16 protein-coding genes and 1 tRNA gene are annotated in these 18,299 nt (G+C 67.8%); 6 read left to right on the forward strand and 11 right to left on the reverse strand.

The genetic code is table 11. The features are described 5' to 3' along the window. The first annotated feature begins 33 nt into the window (after positions 1 to 33). The 3 genes from H7A12_15420 to H7A12_15430 are packed head-to-tail and all read left to right on the forward strand — an operon-like array spanning position 34 to position 6,295. The gene (locus H7A12_15420) at positions 34 to 1,779 is read left to right on the forward strand and encodes an outer membrane protein assembly factor (protein MCP5322173.1); all 1,746 of its coding nucleotides are present in this window, start codon (positions 34 to 36) and stop codon (positions 1,777 to 1,779) included. Beyond that, entirely contained in the window at positions 1,776 to 5,201 is a 3,426-nt protein-coding gene (locus H7A12_15425; GenBank protein ID MCP5322174.1) for a translocation/assembly module TamB domain-containing protein, read from the forward strand. The genes H7A12_15420 and H7A12_15425 overlap by 4 nt, the downstream gene beginning before the upstream one ends. Next, positions 5,198 to 6,295 carry a 2-oxo acid dehydrogenase subunit E2 gene (locus tag H7A12_15430; GenBank protein MCP5322175.1) on the forward strand — a complete coding sequence of 366 codons (1,098 nt, stop codon included), beginning with the start codon at positions 5,198 to 5,200 and terminating at the stop codon, positions 6,293 to 6,295. Before H7A12_15425 ends, H7A12_15430 begins: the two co-directional genes overlap by 4 nt. A gap of 21 nt (positions 6,296 to 6,316) precedes the next feature. On the opposite strand, the gene H7A12_15435 is transcribed toward H7A12_15430, so the two are convergent. Further along, the gene (locus tag H7A12_15435; protein ID MCP5322176.1) at positions 6,317 to 7,579 is read right to left on the reverse strand and encodes a CinA family nicotinamide mononucleotide deamidase-related protein; all 1,263 of its coding nucleotides are present in this window, start codon (positions 7,577 to 7,579) and stop codon (positions 6,317 to 6,319) included. Between the two features lie 117 nt (positions 7,580 to 7,696). Between H7A12_15435 and H7A12_15440 the strand changes: the two genes are divergently transcribed. Then, on the forward strand, positions 7,697 to 8,530 hold the full coding sequence (locus H7A12_15440) for a 23S rRNA (adenine(2030)-N(6))-methyltransferase RlmJ (GenBank protein MCP5322177.1): 834 nt from the start codon (positions 7,697 to 7,699) through the stop codon (positions 8,528 to 8,530). Between the two features lie 85 nt (positions 8,531 to 8,615). Here H7A12_15440 and pdxH read toward each other — a convergent pair whose 3' ends face one another. From pdxH to H7A12_15455, 3 genes are all read right to left on the reverse strand, one after another. Then, positions 8,616 to 9,254, reverse strand: a complete 639-nt coding sequence (gene pdxH, locus H7A12_15445; protein ID MCP5322178.1) for a pyridoxamine 5'-phosphate oxidase — start codon at positions 9,252 to 9,254, stop codon at positions 8,616 to 8,618. 59 nt (positions 9,255 to 9,313) lie between these two features. Further along, positions 9,314 to 9,997, reverse strand: coding sequence for a DUF1614 domain-containing protein (locus tag H7A12_15450; protein MCP5322179.1), 684 nt, complete (start codon positions 9,995 to 9,997; stop codon positions 9,314 to 9,316). A gap of 74 nt (positions 9,998 to 10,071) precedes the next feature. Continuing rightward, the gene (locus H7A12_15455) at positions 10,072 to 10,482 is read right to left on the reverse strand and encodes a nuclear transport factor 2 family protein (GenBank protein ID MCP5322180.1); all 411 of its coding nucleotides are present in this window, start codon (positions 10,480 to 10,482) and stop codon (positions 10,072 to 10,074) included. Positions 10,483 to 10,704: 222 nt separating this feature from the next. On the opposite strand from H7A12_15455, the gene H7A12_15460 reads away from it, so the two are divergent. After that, positions 10,705 to 10,896, forward strand: coding sequence for a hypothetical protein (locus H7A12_15460; protein MCP5322181.1), 192 nt, complete (start codon positions 10,705 to 10,707; stop codon positions 10,894 to 10,896). Positions 10,897 to 11,405: 509 nt separating this feature from the next. On the opposite strand, the gene H7A12_15465 is transcribed toward H7A12_15460, so the two are convergent. From H7A12_15465 to bioB, 6 genes are all read right to left on the reverse strand, one after another. Beyond that, a tRNA-Pro gene (locus tag H7A12_15465) sits at positions 11,406 to 11,482 on the reverse strand. Between the two features lie 95 nt (positions 11,483 to 11,577). Then, on the reverse strand, positions 11,578 to 11,808 hold the full coding sequence (locus H7A12_15470) for a hypothetical protein (protein ID MCP5322182.1): 231 nt from the start codon (positions 11,806 to 11,808) through the stop codon (positions 11,578 to 11,580). A gap of 144 nt (positions 11,809 to 11,952) precedes the next feature. Further along, positions 11,953 to 12,645, reverse strand: coding sequence for a dethiobiotin synthase (bioD, locus tag H7A12_15475; GenBank protein ID MCP5322183.1), 693 nt, complete (start codon positions 12,643 to 12,645; stop codon positions 11,953 to 11,955). Continuing rightward, positions 12,638 to 14,200, reverse strand: a complete 1,563-nt coding sequence (gene bioC / locus H7A12_15480; GenBank protein ID MCP5322184.1) for a malonyl-ACP O-methyltransferase BioC — start codon at positions 14,198 to 14,200, stop codon at positions 12,638 to 12,640. The genes bioD and bioC overlap by 8 nt, the downstream gene beginning before the upstream one ends. Further along, complete coding sequence (gene bioF / locus H7A12_15485; protein MCP5322185.1) at positions 14,197 to 15,366, reverse strand: 8-amino-7-oxononanoate synthase; 1,170 nt, start codon at positions 15,364 to 15,366, stop codon at positions 14,197 to 14,199. Before bioF ends, bioC begins: the two co-directional genes overlap by 4 nt. Positions 15,367 to 15,381: 15 nt before the next feature. Then, positions 15,382 to 16,413, reverse strand: coding sequence for a biotin synthase BioB (gene bioB, locus H7A12_15490; GenBank protein MCP5322186.1), 1,032 nt, complete (start codon positions 16,411 to 16,413; stop codon positions 15,382 to 15,384). 86 nt (positions 16,414 to 16,499) lie between these two features. Here bioB and H7A12_15495 point away from each other — a divergent pair, with 86 nt between their 5' ends. Continuing rightward, positions 16,500 to 17,189, forward strand: a complete 690-nt coding sequence (locus H7A12_15495; protein MCP5322187.1) for a ComF family protein — start codon at positions 16,500 to 16,502, stop codon at positions 17,187 to 17,189. A 6-nt stretch (positions 17,190 to 17,195) separates the two neighbouring features. On the opposite strand, the gene H7A12_15500 is transcribed toward H7A12_15495, so the two are convergent. Next, positions 17,196 to 17,918, reverse strand: coding sequence for an acyltransferase (locus H7A12_15500; GenBank protein MCP5322188.1), 723 nt, complete (start codon positions 17,916 to 17,918; stop codon positions 17,196 to 17,198). Positions 17,919 to 18,299: the final 381 nt, after the last annotated feature.

Raw genomic sequence — 18,299 nt, forward strand, 5'->3', positions numbered from 1 at the left:
GATGGCCATTCCTGCCCCCGGACCTGCAAGCCCGTGCACCACGCTCTCGCCCGTCACATCCGCCGCCTTGCACGCGCCCCGGCGCTGCTGCTGGCGCTGCTGCTGGTATCGGGGGCAGTCGCTGCCGCCAACGATCAGCTGAAGCTCAGCGTGCGCGGCCTCGACCAGGAGGCACGGCGCAACGTGCTCGCGCACCTCGGCAGCATCGATGCGCGGCTCGCCGACCAGCAGCCCCGACTGCATCGTGTCGTCGAACGTGCGCTGCGTGCCGCGCTGCGTCCGCTCGGCTACTACGAGGCAACGTTCACTCTGGAGCGTGGCGATGGCGTGCTGCGCATCGTGGTGCAGCGTGGCCAACGGGTGCTGTTCGCCGCACCACGGATCGTGGTCGACGAGCCGGCCGCCTCGCTGGCAGCGATCCGCAAGCTGGTGCAGGCCACGCCGATTCGCGCCGGCAAGCCGCTGTCACACGCAGTCTTCGACGATTTCCGCGAGGAACTGCTGCGCGCGTGTCGCCGCTATGGCTTCTTCGACTCGGCGTACCGCCGCTCCGAACTGCGTATCGATCCGGCCGCACACAGCGCCGTGGCGGACCTCGAGATTGCCTGTGGCCGACGCTACCGCTTCGGTGAAATCCGCGTTTCCGGCAGCCGCGTGAACGACGACCTGCTGCTCGCGCTGGCACCGTTTGCCACCGGCGAACCGTTCGACAACACGCTGGTGACGCGATTCGAACGGGCGTTGCGCGACACCGGTTATTTTCGCGAGATCGCGCTGCGCGTGGACCCGGGCGAGGACGCACGCGTCGCGGTGACGGTGCTCGCCGAAGACGTGAACACCACCCGCTACGAGATCGGCGCCGGCTTCAGCACCGATTCCTCGCTGCGTCTGCGCTTCAACCGCGACACGCCGCGCGTGAACGCGCGCGGCCATGCACTGCGCATCGAATCAGAGCTGTCCGACCCGCGCCAGTCGGTGGAGGCTTCGTACCGCATCCCGCACCATCACCCGCTCGACGACTATTTCGAGCTCATCGGCGGGCTGCGCGGCACGCATGTGCAGGACACCAAGACGGTGGTCGTGACCTCCGGCCTGCGCCATGTATTGAAAGTGTTCGACGACTGGTCGCTGAACTACGGCAGCACCCTCGAACTCGAGCGCTTCACGGTAGGTGCGGCACGCCAGAAGGACGCTGCCTACCTGTTGCCCGGCATCAGCATTTCACGTACCCGCGTCGATTCCGGCATCGATCCGCTGCGCGGCACCTCGTGGTTCGCGTCGCTCGACTTCAGCGACCCGGCGCTGGGTTCGCCGACGGATTTCCTGCGTCTGCGTGCACGCGGCAAGTGGCTGTTCGGATTGGCAGACGACAACACGACGATACTGGGCCGCGTCGAAGTCGGCACGTTGTTCACGCACGACTTCACGGCGATTCCCGCCTCGCTGCGCTTCGCTGCGGGAGGCGACAACAGCGTGCGCGGCTTCGATTTCGAGTCGCTGGGGCCGCGCGACGCCAGCGGGCAGCTCACCGGCGGGAGCCGCCTGGCAGTCGGCAGCGTCGAGATCTCGCGGCGCGTGCTGCCGCGCTGGCGACTCGCGGCGTTCACCGACGCGGGCAGTGCGTTTCGCGGCGGTGACGAGGAATTCCACCAGAGTGTCGGCGCCGGGATACGCTGGCTGTCACCGGTAGGACAGGTCCGAGTCGATCTGGCGTTCCCGGTGAACGACAGCCGCCATTCGGGCTTCCGGCTCCACGTCAGCATGGGGCCACCGCTGTGAACGCACGTCGCCTCACCCTGTTCGCGTTGCGCCTGTTCCTGTGGGGGCTGAGCGCGGCAGTGCTGTTCGCGATCGCACTGGCCGCAAGCGAGCGCGGCACCGCATTGGCCGCGCGTGCAATGAGCGCACTCGTGCCGGGGCTCGCACTCGAGCATCGCGCCGGCAATCTGCTGGAAGCGCAGTTCGCGCTTGTAGGCTGGCACGATGACTCGACCACCGTACGCGCGCACGACGTAGCGTGGAGCCTGGCCCCGCACTGCCTGCTGGGGGACCGTCTGTGCTTTGCCAGCCTCACGCTGGAACGCCTCGACATCGTGCTCGGCCCCGAGCAGGACGACGCAGCCCCGTTTGCGCTGGAGCCGCTGAAGGCACCGTTGCCGGTGACGATCGCGCACGGTGCGATCGGCGAGCTCCGCATACGACGCGCAGACAGTGAACTGCTCACGCTGCACGACGTACGGCTTGCCGGCCGCTTCGTCGACAGCCGGATCACGCTCGACAGCCTGGCGGCACGCATGGACGAATTCAGCGCCTCGCTGGAGGCGGAAATCGATCTGCGGGCACAGCTGCCGCTGCGCCTGAGCGGGCGCATCGACTGGGCGCGGCGACAGCAGGCGGCGCTGCACCTGACGGGCGACCTTGCGCATCTCAACTTCGATGCCACCGGCAGCGGCGAATACGCGATCGATGCCGAAGGCTTTGCCGAACTGCTCGCCGACGCACCACGCATCGAGCTCAGCGCCTCGAGCCGCGACACGCTGCACCCGCTGCCCGCCGAGCCCGAACTCGCTGCACTGCAGGAAGTGGTGCTGCGCGTATCCGGCAGCAGCGAGGAACTGCAGGCGCATTTCGCAGCGCGGGTCAGCGGCAGCCTGACCGGCGCAGCGCGGCTCGAGGGCACGGCGACGTGGACACCCGACCACACGCAGTTCACCCGGCTCGAACTCCGTGGTGACGCTGGCAGCCTCGTTGCCAGCGGAGAACTGCGCGGAACGCAGTGGACCGCCAGACTGGACGCAGCCGATTTCTGTCCGCCCGCGTGGCAGCCGCAGTTCGAGTGCCGGCTGAGCGGCGAGTCCACGCTGGCTGGCACCCTCGATGGCACCCTTTCCACGCTCGATGCACGCACCGCACTGCACGGCAGCGTGAACGGGCGTGACGCGCGCCTCGAAGGCAGCGCGGCACGTGATGGCGCCGGCACCTGGCAGCTCGCCGGACTGCGCATCCTGAATGGCGCCAACCGCTTGCAGCTCGACGGCAGGATCGGTACCACACTGGCCCTGGACGCCACGGTCACGCTGGGCAACCTCGGCGACACGCTCGCGGGCGCACACGGCAGCGGGCACGCGGGGCTGCGCATCGGCGGCACGCTGCAGGATCCGCAAGTCGACGGCGAGCTGAGCGCACAGGGACTGCGGTGGCAGGACCATGCAGCGGACAGCGTGAGTGTGCAGGCGCACTGGCTCGGCCTGCGCAACCGCGACAACCGCGTGCGCGTGGGTGCCAGCGGACTGGTCGCGGCCGGCACTGCGGTCGGTACGCTGGAGGCAAGCGTGGCAGGCTCGGGCAGCGCGCACCGCATCACGCTTGCCGTGCAGGCCGACTCCGCCCGGCTCGAGACGCGCTGCAGCGGCACGCTCGGTGACGGCGGTGACTGGCGCGGCAACTGCGATGCGCTCGGCGTGAACCCGCACCCCGCGCTCGGGGAGTGGCGAGCCGATCGTGTCGTCCCACTCACCTGGGACGCCGGCAGCAGGACGGCGCGGATCGGCGCGTTCTGCCTCGGCCATGAGCAGACGACGTTCTGCAGCACGCTTCCCGTTCTGCTGGGAGCGGAGCGATTGGAAGGAATCGCACTGCGCGGGCGCGATATTCCGCTCGCCTTACTGGGACCGTGGCTGCCGGCCGAGCTGCAAGGCGACGGCCTGTTCGGTTTCGATGCAAGCGCGAGCCGCGCTGCCGGCGCACCCGTACGCGTCGAGGCGCACGTATCGGGAGCCGCGATCACGCTCGGCGTTCCGGTCGGGGGCGACGTGCTCGCGCTCGAGCTGAACGGTTTCGCAGCAAACCTGCAGGGCACTTCCCGCCGCGCGACACTTGCCTGGCAACTCACCCTGCGCGGCGGTGGCGGCGTGAACGGAAATCTCGACACCGACTTCGCCGCACGCGCACTGGACGGCACGGTTTCGCTGCAGGATCTGGATCTGGCACAGCTCGCCGTGCCGTTGCCGGGCATGCTCGATATGGCCGGCACGCTCGCAGGCACACTGCGATTGCACGGAGCGCTCGATGCACCGCAACTGTCCGGAGCACTGCGACTCCGTGACGCACGCTTCGTGCACGAGCGGCTGCCGCAACCGATCGAGGACGCCAGCGTCATGATCGATTTTGCCGGCAGCGAGGCACACATCGACGGCCGTTTCCGCACCGGCTCCGGCACGGCCACGCTCGGCGGCAGCGCACGCTTCGACGACGCGGGCTGGAGCGCGGACCTGGCGCTGCGCTCATCCGGCCTGCAAATCGAACCCGTGCGCGGCAGCAGCGCCACGGTGGCGCCGGAGCTGCGCCTGCTGCTGAGCCCGACGCAGGCACTGCTGAGCGGCGAAGTCTTCCTGCCAAGCGCCGACATACGCATCGACGAACTGCCCGATACCGCCATCGGCGAGTCACCGTACGCGGTCGTCGTCGGCGAGGAGCAGGCGGGCACGCCATTTCCGTGGGGACTCGATGTGCGCGTGCGCCTCGGCGAGCACGTGCGCCTGCGCGGCATGGGTGTCGACGCCCGGCTCGAGGGCGCTCTCGATGTCACACGCGACGCCAACGCGGCCCTGCTGCGCGGGCGCGGCGAAATCCGCATCGTCGACGGTCGCTATACCGCCTACGGACAGAACCTCGAGGTGACCGAAGGGCGCATCCGCTTCCGTGGCGCACTCGATCGCCCGGACCTGGCCCTGACCGCGATCCGGCGCATCGAAGACGACAACGTCGAGGTCGGCGTACGCGTGCGCGGTGATCTGCGCGAACCGCTGATCAGCACCTTCTCGCGTCCGGCGATGGAGGAGACGCTGGCGATGCACTACCTGCTCACCGGTCGCAAACCCGACAGCGGCGACAACCTGGACCTTGCGGTGAGCACGATGCTGATGCAACTCGGCATGGCGGGTGCCAACCGCATCACGGGCAGTGCGGCGAGCCGCCTCGGCATCCAGGATTTCCAGCTCGCGGCGCGCCAGGTCGAAGGAGGAACCGAGGTTCACCTGAGCGGCTATCTGTCACCCGATCTGTACCTGCGCTACGGCGTGTCCACCTTCGACCGCATCAACACGTTTCGCCTGCGCTACCGCCTGCGCGGTTCCTTCTACATCGAGGCGATCTCCGGAATCGAGAACGCGATCGACTTCCTGTATTCTTTCGAACGATGAGCACACAAGAATTCAGACTGCCCGCACTCGGCGACGGGCAGCGTGAAGCAACGATCATCGAATGGTACGTGGCACCCGGTGACTACGTCGTTGCCGGCCAGCCACTGCTGGCAGTGGAGACCGCTACCGCACTGATCGAAGTTCCGGCGCCACGCAGCGGGCGCATCACCACGCACGACGTCGCTGAAGGCGAGCGCGTCCCGGTCGGCGCCGTACTGCTGCGTCTCACCGCGGCATCACAAGGGGAGGGGCTGACGCTCGCAGACGCAGTGCGTGACACATCATCGACGGTGACCGGCACCCCAACCCCTTCTGCGCCGGCATCGGTGCGCGCCTCGACGGCGGCGCGCCGCCTGGCACGCGAACTGCGCCATGAACTCGAGTCGATCACTGCAAGCGATGCGAACGACGCGATCGATGCCGACGGCACGATGGCGTTGCACGAGACGGCGCCCGTCGGGTGGCAGGAGCTCGACGCGGCACGCCGCACCATGGCCGTGCAGATGGCTGACACACGCGACGTGGCAAGCGCCTCGGTGCACGCACGCGCCCGCACTGGCGCATGGCTCGAAGGCACGCAACGGCAGCAGCGGCTGGTTCGCGCCGTAGTGCATGCCTGCGCGCTCGAACCCGCGCTGAATTGCTGGTTCGATCCCGAGCGTCTCATGCGCTGCGAGCACCCGACGGTGGACATCGGACTTGTCGCCGGCACGATGACGGGGACTTGCATGCCGGTGCTGCGCGACGTTGCCGCACTCGATGACGACACGCTGCTCGCAAGCCTGCAGGAACTGGATGCGTGCGCGTCGGCGCACCCGTCGTCACGCGAGCAGGCGGATGCAGCGACGATTTCACTGATGGATTTCGGCACGCTCGGTGTAGAGACGGCACGGCTCGCCGTGCTGGCGCCACAGGTTGCGATGGTCACCAGCGGGCGGATCACCCAGGCGGTGGTCGTGCGTGACGGAGTGCCGGCGGTGGAACCGGTGCTGCCGCTGTCGTTGAGTTTCGATCAGCGCGCGGTCGGCGTCGGGGAAGCGGCACGTTTTCTCGATGCGCTGCGTGAACACCTCGAACGCGCCGAAGCGTCCTGAGCGCTGCGCAGTGGCGCAAAGTCAGCGCGGCAGCGGTGCGCGATCGCGGAAGTAGCGCGGCGGCGATTCGATTCCCAACAGCTCGCGTCGCAACAGGTCGAGCCCGGTCGCCGCCACCATCGCCTGGAAGCGCTTGCGTTCGAGCGGAAAATACAGCTCGCGGGCCTGCAGCCGCGAGGGGCTTCCCCACGCGATCCAGACGGTGCCAACCGGTTTCTCCTCGCTGCCACCGTCGGGGCCGGCAATTCCCGACACCGCGACCGCAAGATCGGCACCGCTGAGCGCAAGCGCTCCGTTCGCCATGGCGCGCACCACGGCTTCGCTGACCGCTCCATGCTCGCGCAGCGTTGCCGCTTCAACACCCAGCACGCGCTGCTTGATCCGGTTCGAATAGGCGACGACGCCGGCTTCGAACACCCGCGAAGCACCGGGCACTTCGGTCAGCAACGCAGCGAGCAGCCCGCCGGTACACGACTCTGCCGTCGCCACCCGCTTGCCGCACGCACCGAGCATCTCCACCACGCAACCCTGCAAGCTGACGCTGCCGCTTCCGATGATGTGCTCGGCAAACAGCGCCTGCACGCGTTGCTCGCAGCGGATGCGTGCCGCCTCGTCGGAACGCCGCACACTCGTCACCTTCAACTCGACGGTCGGTATGCCGGCACGGAAACCGAGTTCGATCCCGGCCGGCCAGTCCGGGATTTCCGCGTCGATGCGCTGCTGAAGTGCAGACTCGCCGATGCCGAACAACTGCAGCCGCGTGATCACCAGCGGCTCGCGCTGCGGGTAACGCTCGACGAGCCACGGCACGATCTGCGCATCGAGCATGCGCTGCAGCTCGCTCGGCACACCGGGAGTACAGATGACCTCACAGGTGCCGATGCGCAGCCGGAAGCCAGGCGCGCTGCCGGTGGCATTCGGCACCACACTGGCCCCCTCGGGCAGAAGCGCCTGCTTGCGGTTGGCCGCACTGAGCGCAACGCCGCGACTGCGACACCACGCAGCGACCTGCGCCAGCGCCTCGGGATGTTCGCGCAACGCCACGCCAGCAGTCGCCGCAAGTACCTGCGCGGTGAGATCGTCGCTGGTGGGGCCCAGCCCGCCGTTGACGATCAGCACCTCGCAGCGTTCGGCCAGGCGCAACAGCTCGGAGCGGATCCGAGCCTCGTCGTCACCGACCGTGACCTTGCCGCCGATACGCAGACCCAGCGGCTCCAGCGTGCGCGCGATCAGCGCCGAATTCGAGTCGACGGTCACGCCGCTCATCAGCTCGTTGCCGGTCATCAGCAGCTCGATCCTCACCGTGTTGACCCTCCCGCTGTCACGAACCACAGGCGCTGCGTCGATTTGTCAGCGTACACGCTAACTGCTTGAATAGCCGCGCGCAAACGGAGGCACACCATGCTCGGCTATCGCCACGCATTCCACGCCGGCAACCACGCCGATGTGCTGAAGCACGTGACACTGCTGCAGGTGCTCGACCACCTGACGGGCAAGGACAAGCCGTTCTGGTACATCGATACGCACGCGGGTGCCGGCTGTTACGCGCTTGCCCATGGCCCGGCTGCCGGGCACGGCGAACATCTCGACGGCGTGGCGCGTCTGTGGGCAGCCGACGCGCTCCCTGGCGCACTGGCGGACTATGTCGCGTTGCTGCGCGAACTGAACCCGCGCGGTCAGCTCCAGCGCTACCCCGGTTCACCGTGGATCGCGCGTGCACGCATGCGTGCGCGTGACCACCTGTGGCTGCACGAGCTGCACCCGACTGACCACACGCAGCTCGCACGCGATTTCGCCACCGCCCACTGTCATGTGCACAACCACGACGGCTTCGCCGCACTGAAGGCGTTGCTGCCGCCGGAGCCGCGCCGCGCACTGGTGCTGATCGACCCGTCCTACGAAATGCGCGAAGACTACACGCGAGTGCCCGGTGCGCTGCAGCAGGCGCTGCAGCGCTTTGCGACCGGCGTCTACCTGGTGTGGTATCCGCTGATCGCACGCCGCGAGGCAAGGGAACTGCCGGCGCGCCTCGCGGCACTCGGAGCCGAGCGCTGGTTGCGCGCCGAACTGGTGGTGGCCGGCGCCGATCACCAGGGGCTCTACGGCAGCGGCGTCTTCGTGATCAATCCGCCGTGGATGCTGGAGGCGGCGCTCGGTGCCGCGCTGGCGCATCTGGTCACGCTGCTGGGGCGAGACCGCCACGCAGGCTACTCGCTGCAGGCCTCACCGCCCTGACAGGGCTGTCGCAAAGGCCCTCGAGCAGTGGCATGACCGGCGCATGATGAAGCGTCCTGCGACACCCTCGACTATGCAGCCCGACTCAGGGAGCGAGGCGCTCGATCTGCCACTGCCCGTCTTCGCCACGCCGGTAGCTGAAGCGATCGTGCAGGCGGTTTGGTCGCCCCTGCCAGAACTCGAAGGCATCGGGCACCACGCGATAGCCGCCCCAGAACGTCGGCGACGGAATCCGGCCGTCGGCGAATTTCTGCTTCAGCCGCGCGAATTCGTCTTCCAGCAGCGCACGCGATGACAGCGGTCGGCTCTGTGCCGACGCCCACGCCGCAAGCTGGCTCTCGCGCGGTCGCATCAGGAAGTACTTCAGCGCTTCCGCATTACCCATGCGCTCGGCACGACCTTCGATGCGTACCTGGCGCTCCATGTCGCTCCACGGGAACAGCAGCGCGACGCGTGCATTCGCGGCAATCTCGCACGCCTTGCGGCTCTCGAGGTTGGTATAGAACACGAAACCCGATGCATCGCAGTGCTTCAGCAGCACCAGCCGTTGCGACGGCCAGCCACGCTGGTCGACCGTCGCCAAAGCCATCGCCGTCGGATCACGCAGGCCGGCATCGATCGCGTGCCGCAACCACGTCTCGAACTGGACGAATGGCGACGGGTCCAGGTCCTTGCGGTGCAGCCCCGGCGCAAGATACTCGCGGCGGAAGTCTTCGAGATCCATCAACGGCGCTCCGGTACTGGTATGCGGGAGGGCGCAGGAGGTTAGCAAGGATCGGATCGTCAGGCGCTCAGCAACAGTGCCAGGAAGCCCGAGATCACGATGCCGTCGAAGGTGCCCGCTCCGCCGATGCTGAGCATGCCGACACCGCGGCGGTCGAGGTCGCGCAGGTGCAGCACGTCGGCGCCGACCAGCGGACCGAGCACCCCGGCGCAGAACGCCACCGCCGGCGCGTGTGCGTGCACAAGGAGTTGCGCCAGCAGCGCGGCCAGACAGCCCGGCACCAGCGCCGGCAGCAGGATGCCGAGGCCGGCTACCGGCCGCGCCAACCGATGACAGACACCGATGTTGACCGCGATCACGGCCAGCGCCAGCGCGATCGCCGCGCTGTCAGCCCGTGCGAACAGGCGCACCAGTTCGTAGCCGACGATCAGCACCGGCAGGATGCAGCCACCCACGTTCAGCGCGACCACCTGCTGCGCATCCGCATGCAGCACACGCGGTACCAGACGTTCGATGCCGAACAGTGCCTGCTGCTGGTATTCGATCACGCGGGCCCCGGTGGTGCGTCGCCACACCGGCACGTTGAACATGCTGCCCAGAAAGATCCCGATCACCAGCAGCAACGCGATCCGCGGCGAAAGCCCGAGCGCCAGCAGCCCCCCGATCATCGCGTCTGCCAGCAGGAACGGCAGCAGCAACAGCGCGACCAGCACGACCATCAGCGCAAGAATCCCGGCGCGCATCGATCTCCCTCCCATCCGCATCGCGTCCGTCAGCACCGGTCCTGGCCCCGGCGTGCTGAACGGCTGGATGCCGCTCAGAATGCCATGCCGAGCGGCAGGTCCTGGCTCCATGCGAGCCGCAACTCGCGTTCGGCAAAGAACAGCTCGCCACGTTCGCGCACGATCAGGTCACGGTAGCGGATCGCCATGTCGAGCTTCCACGACGCATCGTCGCGCAGATAGACGTGCGAGGCGATGCAATAGGTTTCACCGCGCCACTCGTCCGTGCCCACCCACTCGCCAAGCTGGTTGCCAACGAAATGGAGCGTGCTCTGGTACTGACGCAACTGCTCCATGCCGCGCTGCACCTCGTCCAGCGTCACCATCGCGTACCCGGGCCCGCTGATGCGGATCGAGGGCAGCATGATCGTACCGAGCTCATCGAAACGCCGGTCGTCGATCAAGCTCGCGTAGCGGTGCGCAAGACGCAGGGTGTCGTTGCTCATCTGGCATCCTCGTGCAGGGTTGGCGCAACTTAACGGCGAACAGCCCTGAAAGCAAACTTGACGCCGCAGCGAAACACTGCAGATCAGGCAAGGGCGAGCAGCCGCCACGTAGGGGCGAGCGGCCGCTCGCCCGTACAGATGAGGCCGCAGCAAAACGCTGCGGATCACCTGCTTGCGCCAGCGGCCTGCGAAATCGGGCGTCGGCTCACCGCAAATCTGCTGATGCAAATCGAGGAAAAGCTGCTCGTCGAGGGCACGGGTATCCCACGCGCCTTCCCGAATCGTGTTCTGTACCGCTTCGACGCGCCGCATCAGATGCGGCGCGAGCTCGGCATGGCTCAGGATGCCGAGCGCGGTGTCGAGGTGACGGGTCGCTGCGTGCGGTGGACGAGTGCCTCCTCCAGCATCGCCTGATCCACCGGCTCGCCCTCGAAGGCCATGCTGCGCGCGACCATGCGCGGCAGCCGTTGACGACGAATCTGTCGTTGCTGTTCCGGGCTCAGCGCCCGCCAGTGTTTGATGGCTTGCTTCCAGTCCATGCGCAACATTGTGTGGAGCTTTGTCTGCAGATTCAAGCTGTTCGGCTGCGGATGCGCGCCAATCGGCGAGGCGTACCAGGGATTCGAGCCACGCGAGTCGGAACGGGCCGTGTTGCTCCAGCAGACGCAGCGCTCACTCGCTCCAGGAGGCTCCCTGTTCGCCCAGGCCCATCTCCATCAGCGTCCATGCACACTCCTTGTGAAGCGAACGCGACGACGTCCGGTCGATGTCCACTCGTCTGCAGGATCACGGATGGCAGAGGTACTGGCGACCGGGTAGCCTGATGTTGCCTGTTTTTGAGCGTAGCACACGGTCGGGCCACCGGTTGCAGCCAGCTTGTAGCTGCTCGGAAGCCCTATGGAACGAATGATTGCTGATGTGATTGGTCGGAGTGAAAGGATTCGAACCTTCGACCCCTGCCTCCCGAAGGCAGTGCTCTACCAGGCTGAGCTACACTCCGATGGGTCTTGCGCTGCGGCGTGCCTGTACGCGCGGGCGGCATTGTAATGGAAACTTCCTGCAGGCGATACACGCGCGAGCACCGTGCAGATGCCCTCAGGCATGCACGTCGAGCAGTGCGCCGATGATGGCGTTGCCGGTTTCGACGACGCGTGCCGACGCGGCGACCTGCTGCTCGGCAACACTCAGATCCACTACGGCGTCGACCAGCCCGGCCGGCTCGCGGGAGACGCTGCCTGCAGCGATACGCGCACCCGCATCCTGCGCGCGCGCCATTCCCTCGCGGATTCCGTTCCATCCGGCCTGGCTCACCGATGTCGTATTCATACAGTTCGTCTCCCCATTGCGGCGCTCTGCAACGATGGCAGCGCGAGCCCCGGCTCCATGCCGAAACTCGAAGCGCCCGCGGATCCATCACGGTCGAGCATAGTCTACACACGACGCGATGGCGGCGTCGTGAACGACTCGACATCAGGCACGATCCCGCAGCAACGGACTCAGGTCGAGTCGCGGTGCCACAAGTTCGGCCGTGATCCCCGCCTGCCACGGGATCAACCCCAGGCGCGGCGCGCCGAGCAACGCATCCAGCGTGGCAACATTGTCTTCGATGTACGGCATGCGCGGGTCGATCACGTTGGCAACCCACCCGGCAAGCCGCAGGCCATCGGCGCGGATCGCCGCAGCGCTGAGCAACGCATGGTTCAGGCAGCCGAGCCGGATCCCGACCACGAGCACCACCGGGAAGCCAAGCAGACGTGCCAGATCGGCCAGCGTCTCGTTGTCGGCGAGCGGAACCCGCCAGCCACCGGCACCCTCCACGACCACGAAATCGCACGCGCGCTGCAACGCGGGTTCGCAGCGTGCATGCAGTTCACGCGCCGTCAGTCGCACACCAGCAGCGGCGAGCGCGAGGTGCGGTGCAATCGCCGGCTCGAGCGCCACCGGATTCACTTCGTGGTACGGCAGCGCCTGGTTCATCGTGCGCTGCAGCAGCTCCGCGTCGTCGTTGCGCAGTCCGTGCACGGTGCGCCGCGCGCCTGCGGCGAGTGGCTTCAATCCGATCGTTCGCATCCCGCGCGAGCCGGCGGCGACCAGCAGCGCGGCAGCAACCAGCGACTTGCCGACCCCGGTATCGGTGCCGGTGACGAACACCCGCTCAGTCATCGGCCCTCTCCAGCACCAGGTGGATGACTCGCCAGGTGGCAGGCAGGGATCCGTCGGGATTCGCGAGCGCCGCGTACGCATCCTGCAGGCGTTGCCAGGTGTCACGTCCGGCAAGTCCGGCGGCGCGTCCGGCGTTCAGATTGTGCGCACCCAGCGTGCGCAGCTCGTGCGCCAGCGCACGCACATCGGCGTACGCCGGCCGGTGCTGGCGCTGCGCCAGCGCACGCACGCGCAATCCCGCCGCGCATGCAGCCGCGACGAGTGACGACACCGTCTCGAAACGGTTCACGTGAATTCCGTCGTCCACCGCGCGCCAGGCAGCACGCAGCTCCCACAGCGTGTCGTCGGCAAGCGTCGCGATTGCCGCCTGTCCGCCGGGCGCGAGCACGCGTGCGATCTCGGCGAAGGCCGGCAGCGGATTCGCGCACCACTGCAGTGCAAGGTTCGAGAACACCAGCCCGATGCTGGCGGGCGCCAGCGGCAACTGTTCGGCATCGCCACACACCCATTCGATACGGTGATCGGGCGCGCCCGTGCGTGCGTGGCGCAGCATGCCCTCGGCGATATCGACCGCGACTATCGCAGCATCCGCGTAACGCGCAGCGAGCTGCACGGCGAAATGCCCCGTCCCGCAACCGAGGTCGAGCACCCGCCGCGCTGCAGCCGGCGCCAGCATCGCGAGCAGCGCTGCACCCGTCTCGCGCTGCAGCGAGGCAGCCGCCTCGTAGCCCGGCGCCGCGCGCCCGAACGAAGCCGCGATATCGCGCTTGCGCGCCGCAGCCGGCTGCCGCGAGCCGATGCGGGCGACAATGAAATCCCCGATCCGCATCGTCAGCGCCTGCGCAGCACTCAGGAACGGCGCATGCGCTGCACCGGGCACGACCCACACGCTCGCCTGCGGCTGCAGGCGCAGGTATTCATCTGCGAGGCGCACATCGACAATTGCATCCCGCTCGCCGAGCACATGCAGTACCGGCGTTGGCAGCGTCGCCAGGTGTGTGCGCAGATCGGGAGCGGCGAGCGCGTCCAGCGCCACCTGCAGCTCGTCGGCAGACGCCGACGCCGGCGTGGCGGCAACGCGCAGCGCGTGCGCGACTTCGCGCGCCCGGCGGTCGCCGTGTGCCTGCAGCGCCACGAAGCGGGCGAGCTGTGCTGCGGGATCGCGTGCGAGACCAGCGCGAAACGCTTCCCAGCTCGCACCTTCCATGCCGAGTGGCCAATCCGCGTTGCGCAGGAAGCAGGGGCTGGTGGCGATCGTCACCAACCCCGCGAGATGGTGCGGCTCACGCAACGCGAGCTGCAAACCCAGCGTGCCGCCGAGCGACCAGCCGACCAGCACGGAACCGGCGGGAATCCGCGCCTGCAGCCAATCGAGCAACCGCCCGGCATCACGCGCGAAGGATTCGCCATGGCACATGCCGTGCGCCGGCAGTTCGAGCACCTCGACCTCGGCCAATTCGCCCAGCCGGTGCGCAAGATCCGTGAATACCGCAGCGCTGCTGCCCCAGCCGTGCAACAGCACCACACGCGGGCACGGCGAAACACCGGAATTCACGCCAGTCCCGCCCGGGCCAGTGCGTCGAGCAGTCGATCGACCTGCGCTTCGCTGTGCGCCGCGCTCAGCGTCACGCGCAGGCGCGCCTGCCCCTGCGGCACCGTGGGCGGGCGGATCGCCGGTACCAGCAGGCCGTCGGCATCCAGACGATCGGCGATGCGCAGCGCATCGCCTGCAGCACCCACCAGCAGCGGCTGGATCGCGCTCGCCGACGGCAGCAGCGACAGCCCAAGCGCACCGGCACCGGCGCGAAAGCGCTCCACCAGGCGCTGCAGGTGCACACGCCGCCACGGCTCGTCCGCAACGATACGCAGGCTTTCAGTGACGGCGCACGCCAGTGCGGGCGGCATCGCGGTGGTGTAGATATAGGTACGCGCGAACTGGATCAGCGTTTCAATGAGCTGCGCACTGCCGGCGACGAAGGCACCCGCCACGCCGAGCGCCTTGCCGAGAGTGGCCATCAGCAACGGCACTTCGGCGGCGCCTACAGCGTGCTTTTCCAGCGAACCGGCGCCCCGCTCGCCGAGCACACCGAAACCGTGCGCGTCATCCACACAGAGCAGCGCTCCATGGCGTGTGCACGCCGCGGCAAGCGACGCCAGTGGCGCCTCGTCCCCGTCCATGCTGAACACGCCGTCGACGGCGACGAACACACGGCGCGCGCCCTGCACGCGCGCCAGCCGCCGCTCGAGGTCCTCGACGTCGTTGTGCCGGAAGCGCTGCGGACGCGCACCGCTCAACAGCGCGCCGTCGAGCAAGGAAGCATGATTGAGCCGGTCCTGCAGCGCCACGTCGCCGCGTGCGAGCAGCGCGGCAGCCACGCCGAGGTTGGCGGCGTAGCCGCTGCCGAACAGCAGGGCGCGTTCACGACCGGTAAAGCGGGCGAGTTCCTCTTCGAGCGCATGGTGCGCCGGGGTGTGTCCGCAGACCAGATGCGAGGCACCACTGCCGACGCCGTAGCGGCGGGCGCCTTCGCAGAACGCGGCGATGACGCGCGGATCGTTCGCCAGGCCGAGGTAGTCGTTGCTGCAGAACGCCAGCAGTTCGCGACCGTCGACGCGCACCAGCGGCGCGGTGGCGACGTCGACCACCCGCCGGCGACGGTAGAGCCCCGCTGCCTCGCGCGCAGCCAGCCGCTCGGCAAGATCGGCGTACGTGCGCGCCACCGCAGCGCAGCCGGCTCAGGCGCTGGCCGCGTCGTAGAACAGCTCCGGCACTGGAACAGGCGCTGTGGCCCCGACGGCAGGAGCGGGCACATGGACCTCGGCGCGCAGCCCCAGGCGCTCGAACAACACCGCATCACGCCGACAGGGCGCATTGGCGGTAGTGAGCAGTCGCTCACCACGGAAAATCGAGTTTGCACCGGCAAAGAAAGCCAGTGCCTGCGACTCATCGCTCATGCCTTCACGACCGGCCGACAGCCGCACGTGCGACGCCGGCATCAGGATGCGCGCCACGGCGATCGTGCGCACGAACTCGAATGGATCGAGGTCTGGCTGCTCCGCGAGCGGAGTGCCCGCTACGCGCACCAGCAGGTTCACCGGCACGCTCTGCGGATGCTCGGGCAGGTTGGCCAGCGCGAGCAGCAGGCCGGCGCGATCCTCGCGCCCCTCGCCCATGCCGACGATGCCACCGGCACACACCTTCATGCCCGCCGCGCGCACAAGCGCCAGCGTATCCAGCCGCTGCTGGAAGGTCCGCGTCGAGACGATCTCGCCGTAATACTCGGGCGAGGTATCGAGGTTGTGGTTGTAGTAGTCCAGCCCCGCCTCGGCGAGCGCGTCGGCCTGCCCGGCATCGAGCATGCCGAGCGTCATGCAGGTTTCCATCCCGAGCGCCTTCACGCCGCGGATCATCGCCACCAGCACACCGAGGTCACGATCCTTCGGCGAACGCCACGCCGCTCCCATGCAGAAGCGCGTCGCGCCACCCTCACGGGCGGCACGTGCAGCCTCGATCACGCGCTCGACTTCGAGCAGCTTCTCCGGCTCCAGCCCGGTGTCGTAACGCGTGCTCTGCGGGCAGTACTTGCAGTCTTCCGGGCAGGCGCCGGTCTTGATCGACAGCAGCGTGCTGACCTGTACCTCGCAGGGATCGAAGTGGGCCCGATGCACCGTGTGGGCACGGAACAGCAGTTCGGGAAACGGCAGCGCGAACAGCGCTTCGATCTCGGCACGCGTCCAGTCGTGACGAACGGCACTTGCATTGGGCATGCGGAACCCCGACAGTTGCGAGCAGGATGAAAGGGGGCTGGCAGTCTCGGCCCCACCACAATACTTGTCAACCGGAATGGATTCCGATGGTTTACAAGTTCAAGCCCTTGTTGCCTGCGTGTTGCGTGCTCTGCGGTGCGGCGCTGCGGGGTGAACTCGATCTGTGTGCGCCGTGCGCTGCCGAATTGCCGCTGCACGAGGATGGGTGCCCGCTCTGCGCGATGCCGCTCGGCAGCGCGCACCTTGCACCATGCGGCCACTGCCAGCGCCAACCGCCCCGGTTCAGTGCCTGCGTCGCCGCGCTGCGTTACGAGTATCCGGCACGGGAACTGATTGCGCGCTTCAAGTTCCACGGAGATCTCGCCGCCGGACGCGTACTGGCGCACTTGCTGGCGCGGCGCATCGCTGCATCCGATCCCGGCCACTACGCCGGCACCGTGCTGGTGCCGGTGCCGCTGCACCGGACACGCCTTGCCGAACGCGGTTTCAACCAGTCCGAGCGCATCGCGCGCGTGCTTGCACGCGAACTCGTACTGCCGATGCTTCCTGCACTGGCTGCACGCGTTCGACGCACCGAAGACCAGAAGTCACTCGATGCCGGCGCACGCCGGCGCAACCTTGCCACCGCCTTCCATGCCGAACCCTGTGCCGGATTGCGCGTCGCGATCATCGACGATGTGATCACCACCGGCACCACTGCCGACGCCCTTGCGGCCACGCTGCTGGAAGCGGGCGCGGCGCGCGTCGAGGCGTGGTGCCTGGCACGCGCGCTGTGATGGAGTTCAGTCGTTGCGATTCGGGAACAGCAGCGCGCGCAGCCAGCCGAACAGGGTGTTGCCGGCAAGAAATTCACGGTCCAGCCGATCGGATTCGGCAACGTACGAAGCCGGATCCGCATAGAAGTCGGCCCGTGTCACGAACGGTCCGCCCGGATCGAGTTGCCTTACCACTCGCGCCGGGTTGCCTGCGACCACCACGTTGGCAGGCACGTCGCGCGCGACCACCGCACCGGCACCGACGATGCTGTTGTCACCGATCGTCACCCCTTTCAGCACCGTGGCGCCGTCGCCGATCCACACATTGTTGCCGATGCGTATCGGTGCGGGTTCCGGATTGCGCTCGATGCGATCGTAGATGCCGTGCCAGTCGGAATCGGTGATGTAGGCACCGCTGGCGATCATGCAATTGTCACCGATCTCGATCGAATCACTCGCGCTGATGCGCACGCCTGGCGTGATCAGTGCGTAGTCGCCGATGCGGATCCGACCCTTCCCGGGACCACGCCCCCACACCGCGATGCGCACGCGCCGGTCGACCTCACCGATCAGCGTTGCGCAGTGACCGAGCGAGACGTTCGGGCCCGCGACGTGCACGAACCATGGCTTCATGTAGGTACCACCGTCGCCGAGAGAATCGAAACAAGGTCGCAGAAAATGTTCGGCGTACCAGGCGCGAAAGACCAGATAAACGCGCTTCACCCGATAAGGCCTGTGATCCCGGCGCATGCGTACTCCCCCTGCAGACTCGATCCCGCAGATTACACGCCTGGCGGCACTCGCCGTGAGCGGCTGCGGCACCCATACCCGTAGGGGCGAGCGGCCGCTCGCCCGTACAATTTGGCTGCTCGCCCGTACGATTTGGCCGCTCGCCCGCACGATTTGGCCGCTCGCCCGTACAATTTGGCCGCTCGCCCGTACGATTTGGCCGCTCGCCCCTACGCCCCGATCGCCAGTTGCCGCCTCGATCGCCAGTTGCCGCCTCGATACGCCCGCGATCCCTCGGCGCCGTGGTCGCCGGCTTCAAGCCCGCCTCCACCTGGCGCATCGACGAATGGAGGAGAACACCGGCGAAAAGGCATGGTGTCCAATTACTGGGGACGCGTCATC

It is taken from the genome of Pseudomonadales bacterium (assembly GCA_024234165.1).
Lineage (GTDB): Bacteria > Pseudomonadota > Gammaproteobacteria > Pseudomonadales > UBA5518 > UBA5518.

What these genes read in the sequence shown, in the direction of transcription:
- H7A12_15430 (MCP5322175.1), top strand. Translation starts at nt 5,198, where the DNA reads ATGAGCACACAAGAATTCAGACTGCCCGCACTCGGCGACGGGCAGCGT.
- H7A12_15435 (MCP5322176.1), bottom strand. Translation starts at nt 7,579, where the DNA reads ATGACCGGCAACGAGCTGATGAGCGGCGTGACCGTCGACTCGAATTCG.
- H7A12_15440 (MCP5322177.1), top strand. Translation starts at nt 7,697, where the DNA reads ATGCTCGGCTATCGCCACGCATTCCACGCCGGCAACCACGCCGATGTG.
- pdxH (MCP5322178.1), bottom strand. Translation starts at nt 9,254, where the DNA reads ATGGATCTCGAAGACTTCCGCCGCGAGTATCTTGCGCCGGGGCTGCAC.
- H7A12_15450 (MCP5322179.1), bottom strand. Translation starts at nt 9,997, where the DNA reads ATGCGCGCCGGGATTCTTGCGCTGATGGTCGTGCTGGTCGCGCTGTTG.
- H7A12_15455 (MCP5322180.1), bottom strand. Translation starts at nt 10,482, where the DNA reads ATGAGCAACGACACCCTGCGTCTTGCGCACCGCTACGCGAGCTTGATC.
- H7A12_15460 (MCP5322181.1), top strand. Translation starts at nt 10,705, where the DNA reads ATGCAAATCGAGGAAAAGCTGCTCGTCGAGGGCACGGGTATCCCACGC.
- H7A12_15470 (MCP5322182.1), bottom strand. Translation starts at nt 11,808, where the DNA reads ATGAATACGACATCGGTGAGCCAGGCCGGATGGAACGGAATCCGCGAG.
- bioD (MCP5322183.1), bottom strand. Translation starts at nt 12,645, where the DNA reads ATGACTGAGCGGGTGTTCGTCACCGGCACCGATACCGGGGTCGGCAAG.
- bioB (MCP5322186.1), bottom strand. Translation starts at nt 16,413, where the DNA reads ATGCCCAATGCAAGTGCCGTTCGTCACGACTGGACGCGTGCCGAGATC.
- H7A12_15495 (MCP5322187.1), top strand. Translation starts at nt 16,500, where the DNA reads ATGGTTTACAAGTTCAAGCCCTTGTTGCCTGCGTGTTGCGTGCTCTGC.
- H7A12_15500 (MCP5322188.1), bottom strand. Translation starts at nt 17,918, where the DNA reads ATGCGCCGGGATCACAGGCCTTATCGGGTGAAGCGCGTTTATCTGGTC.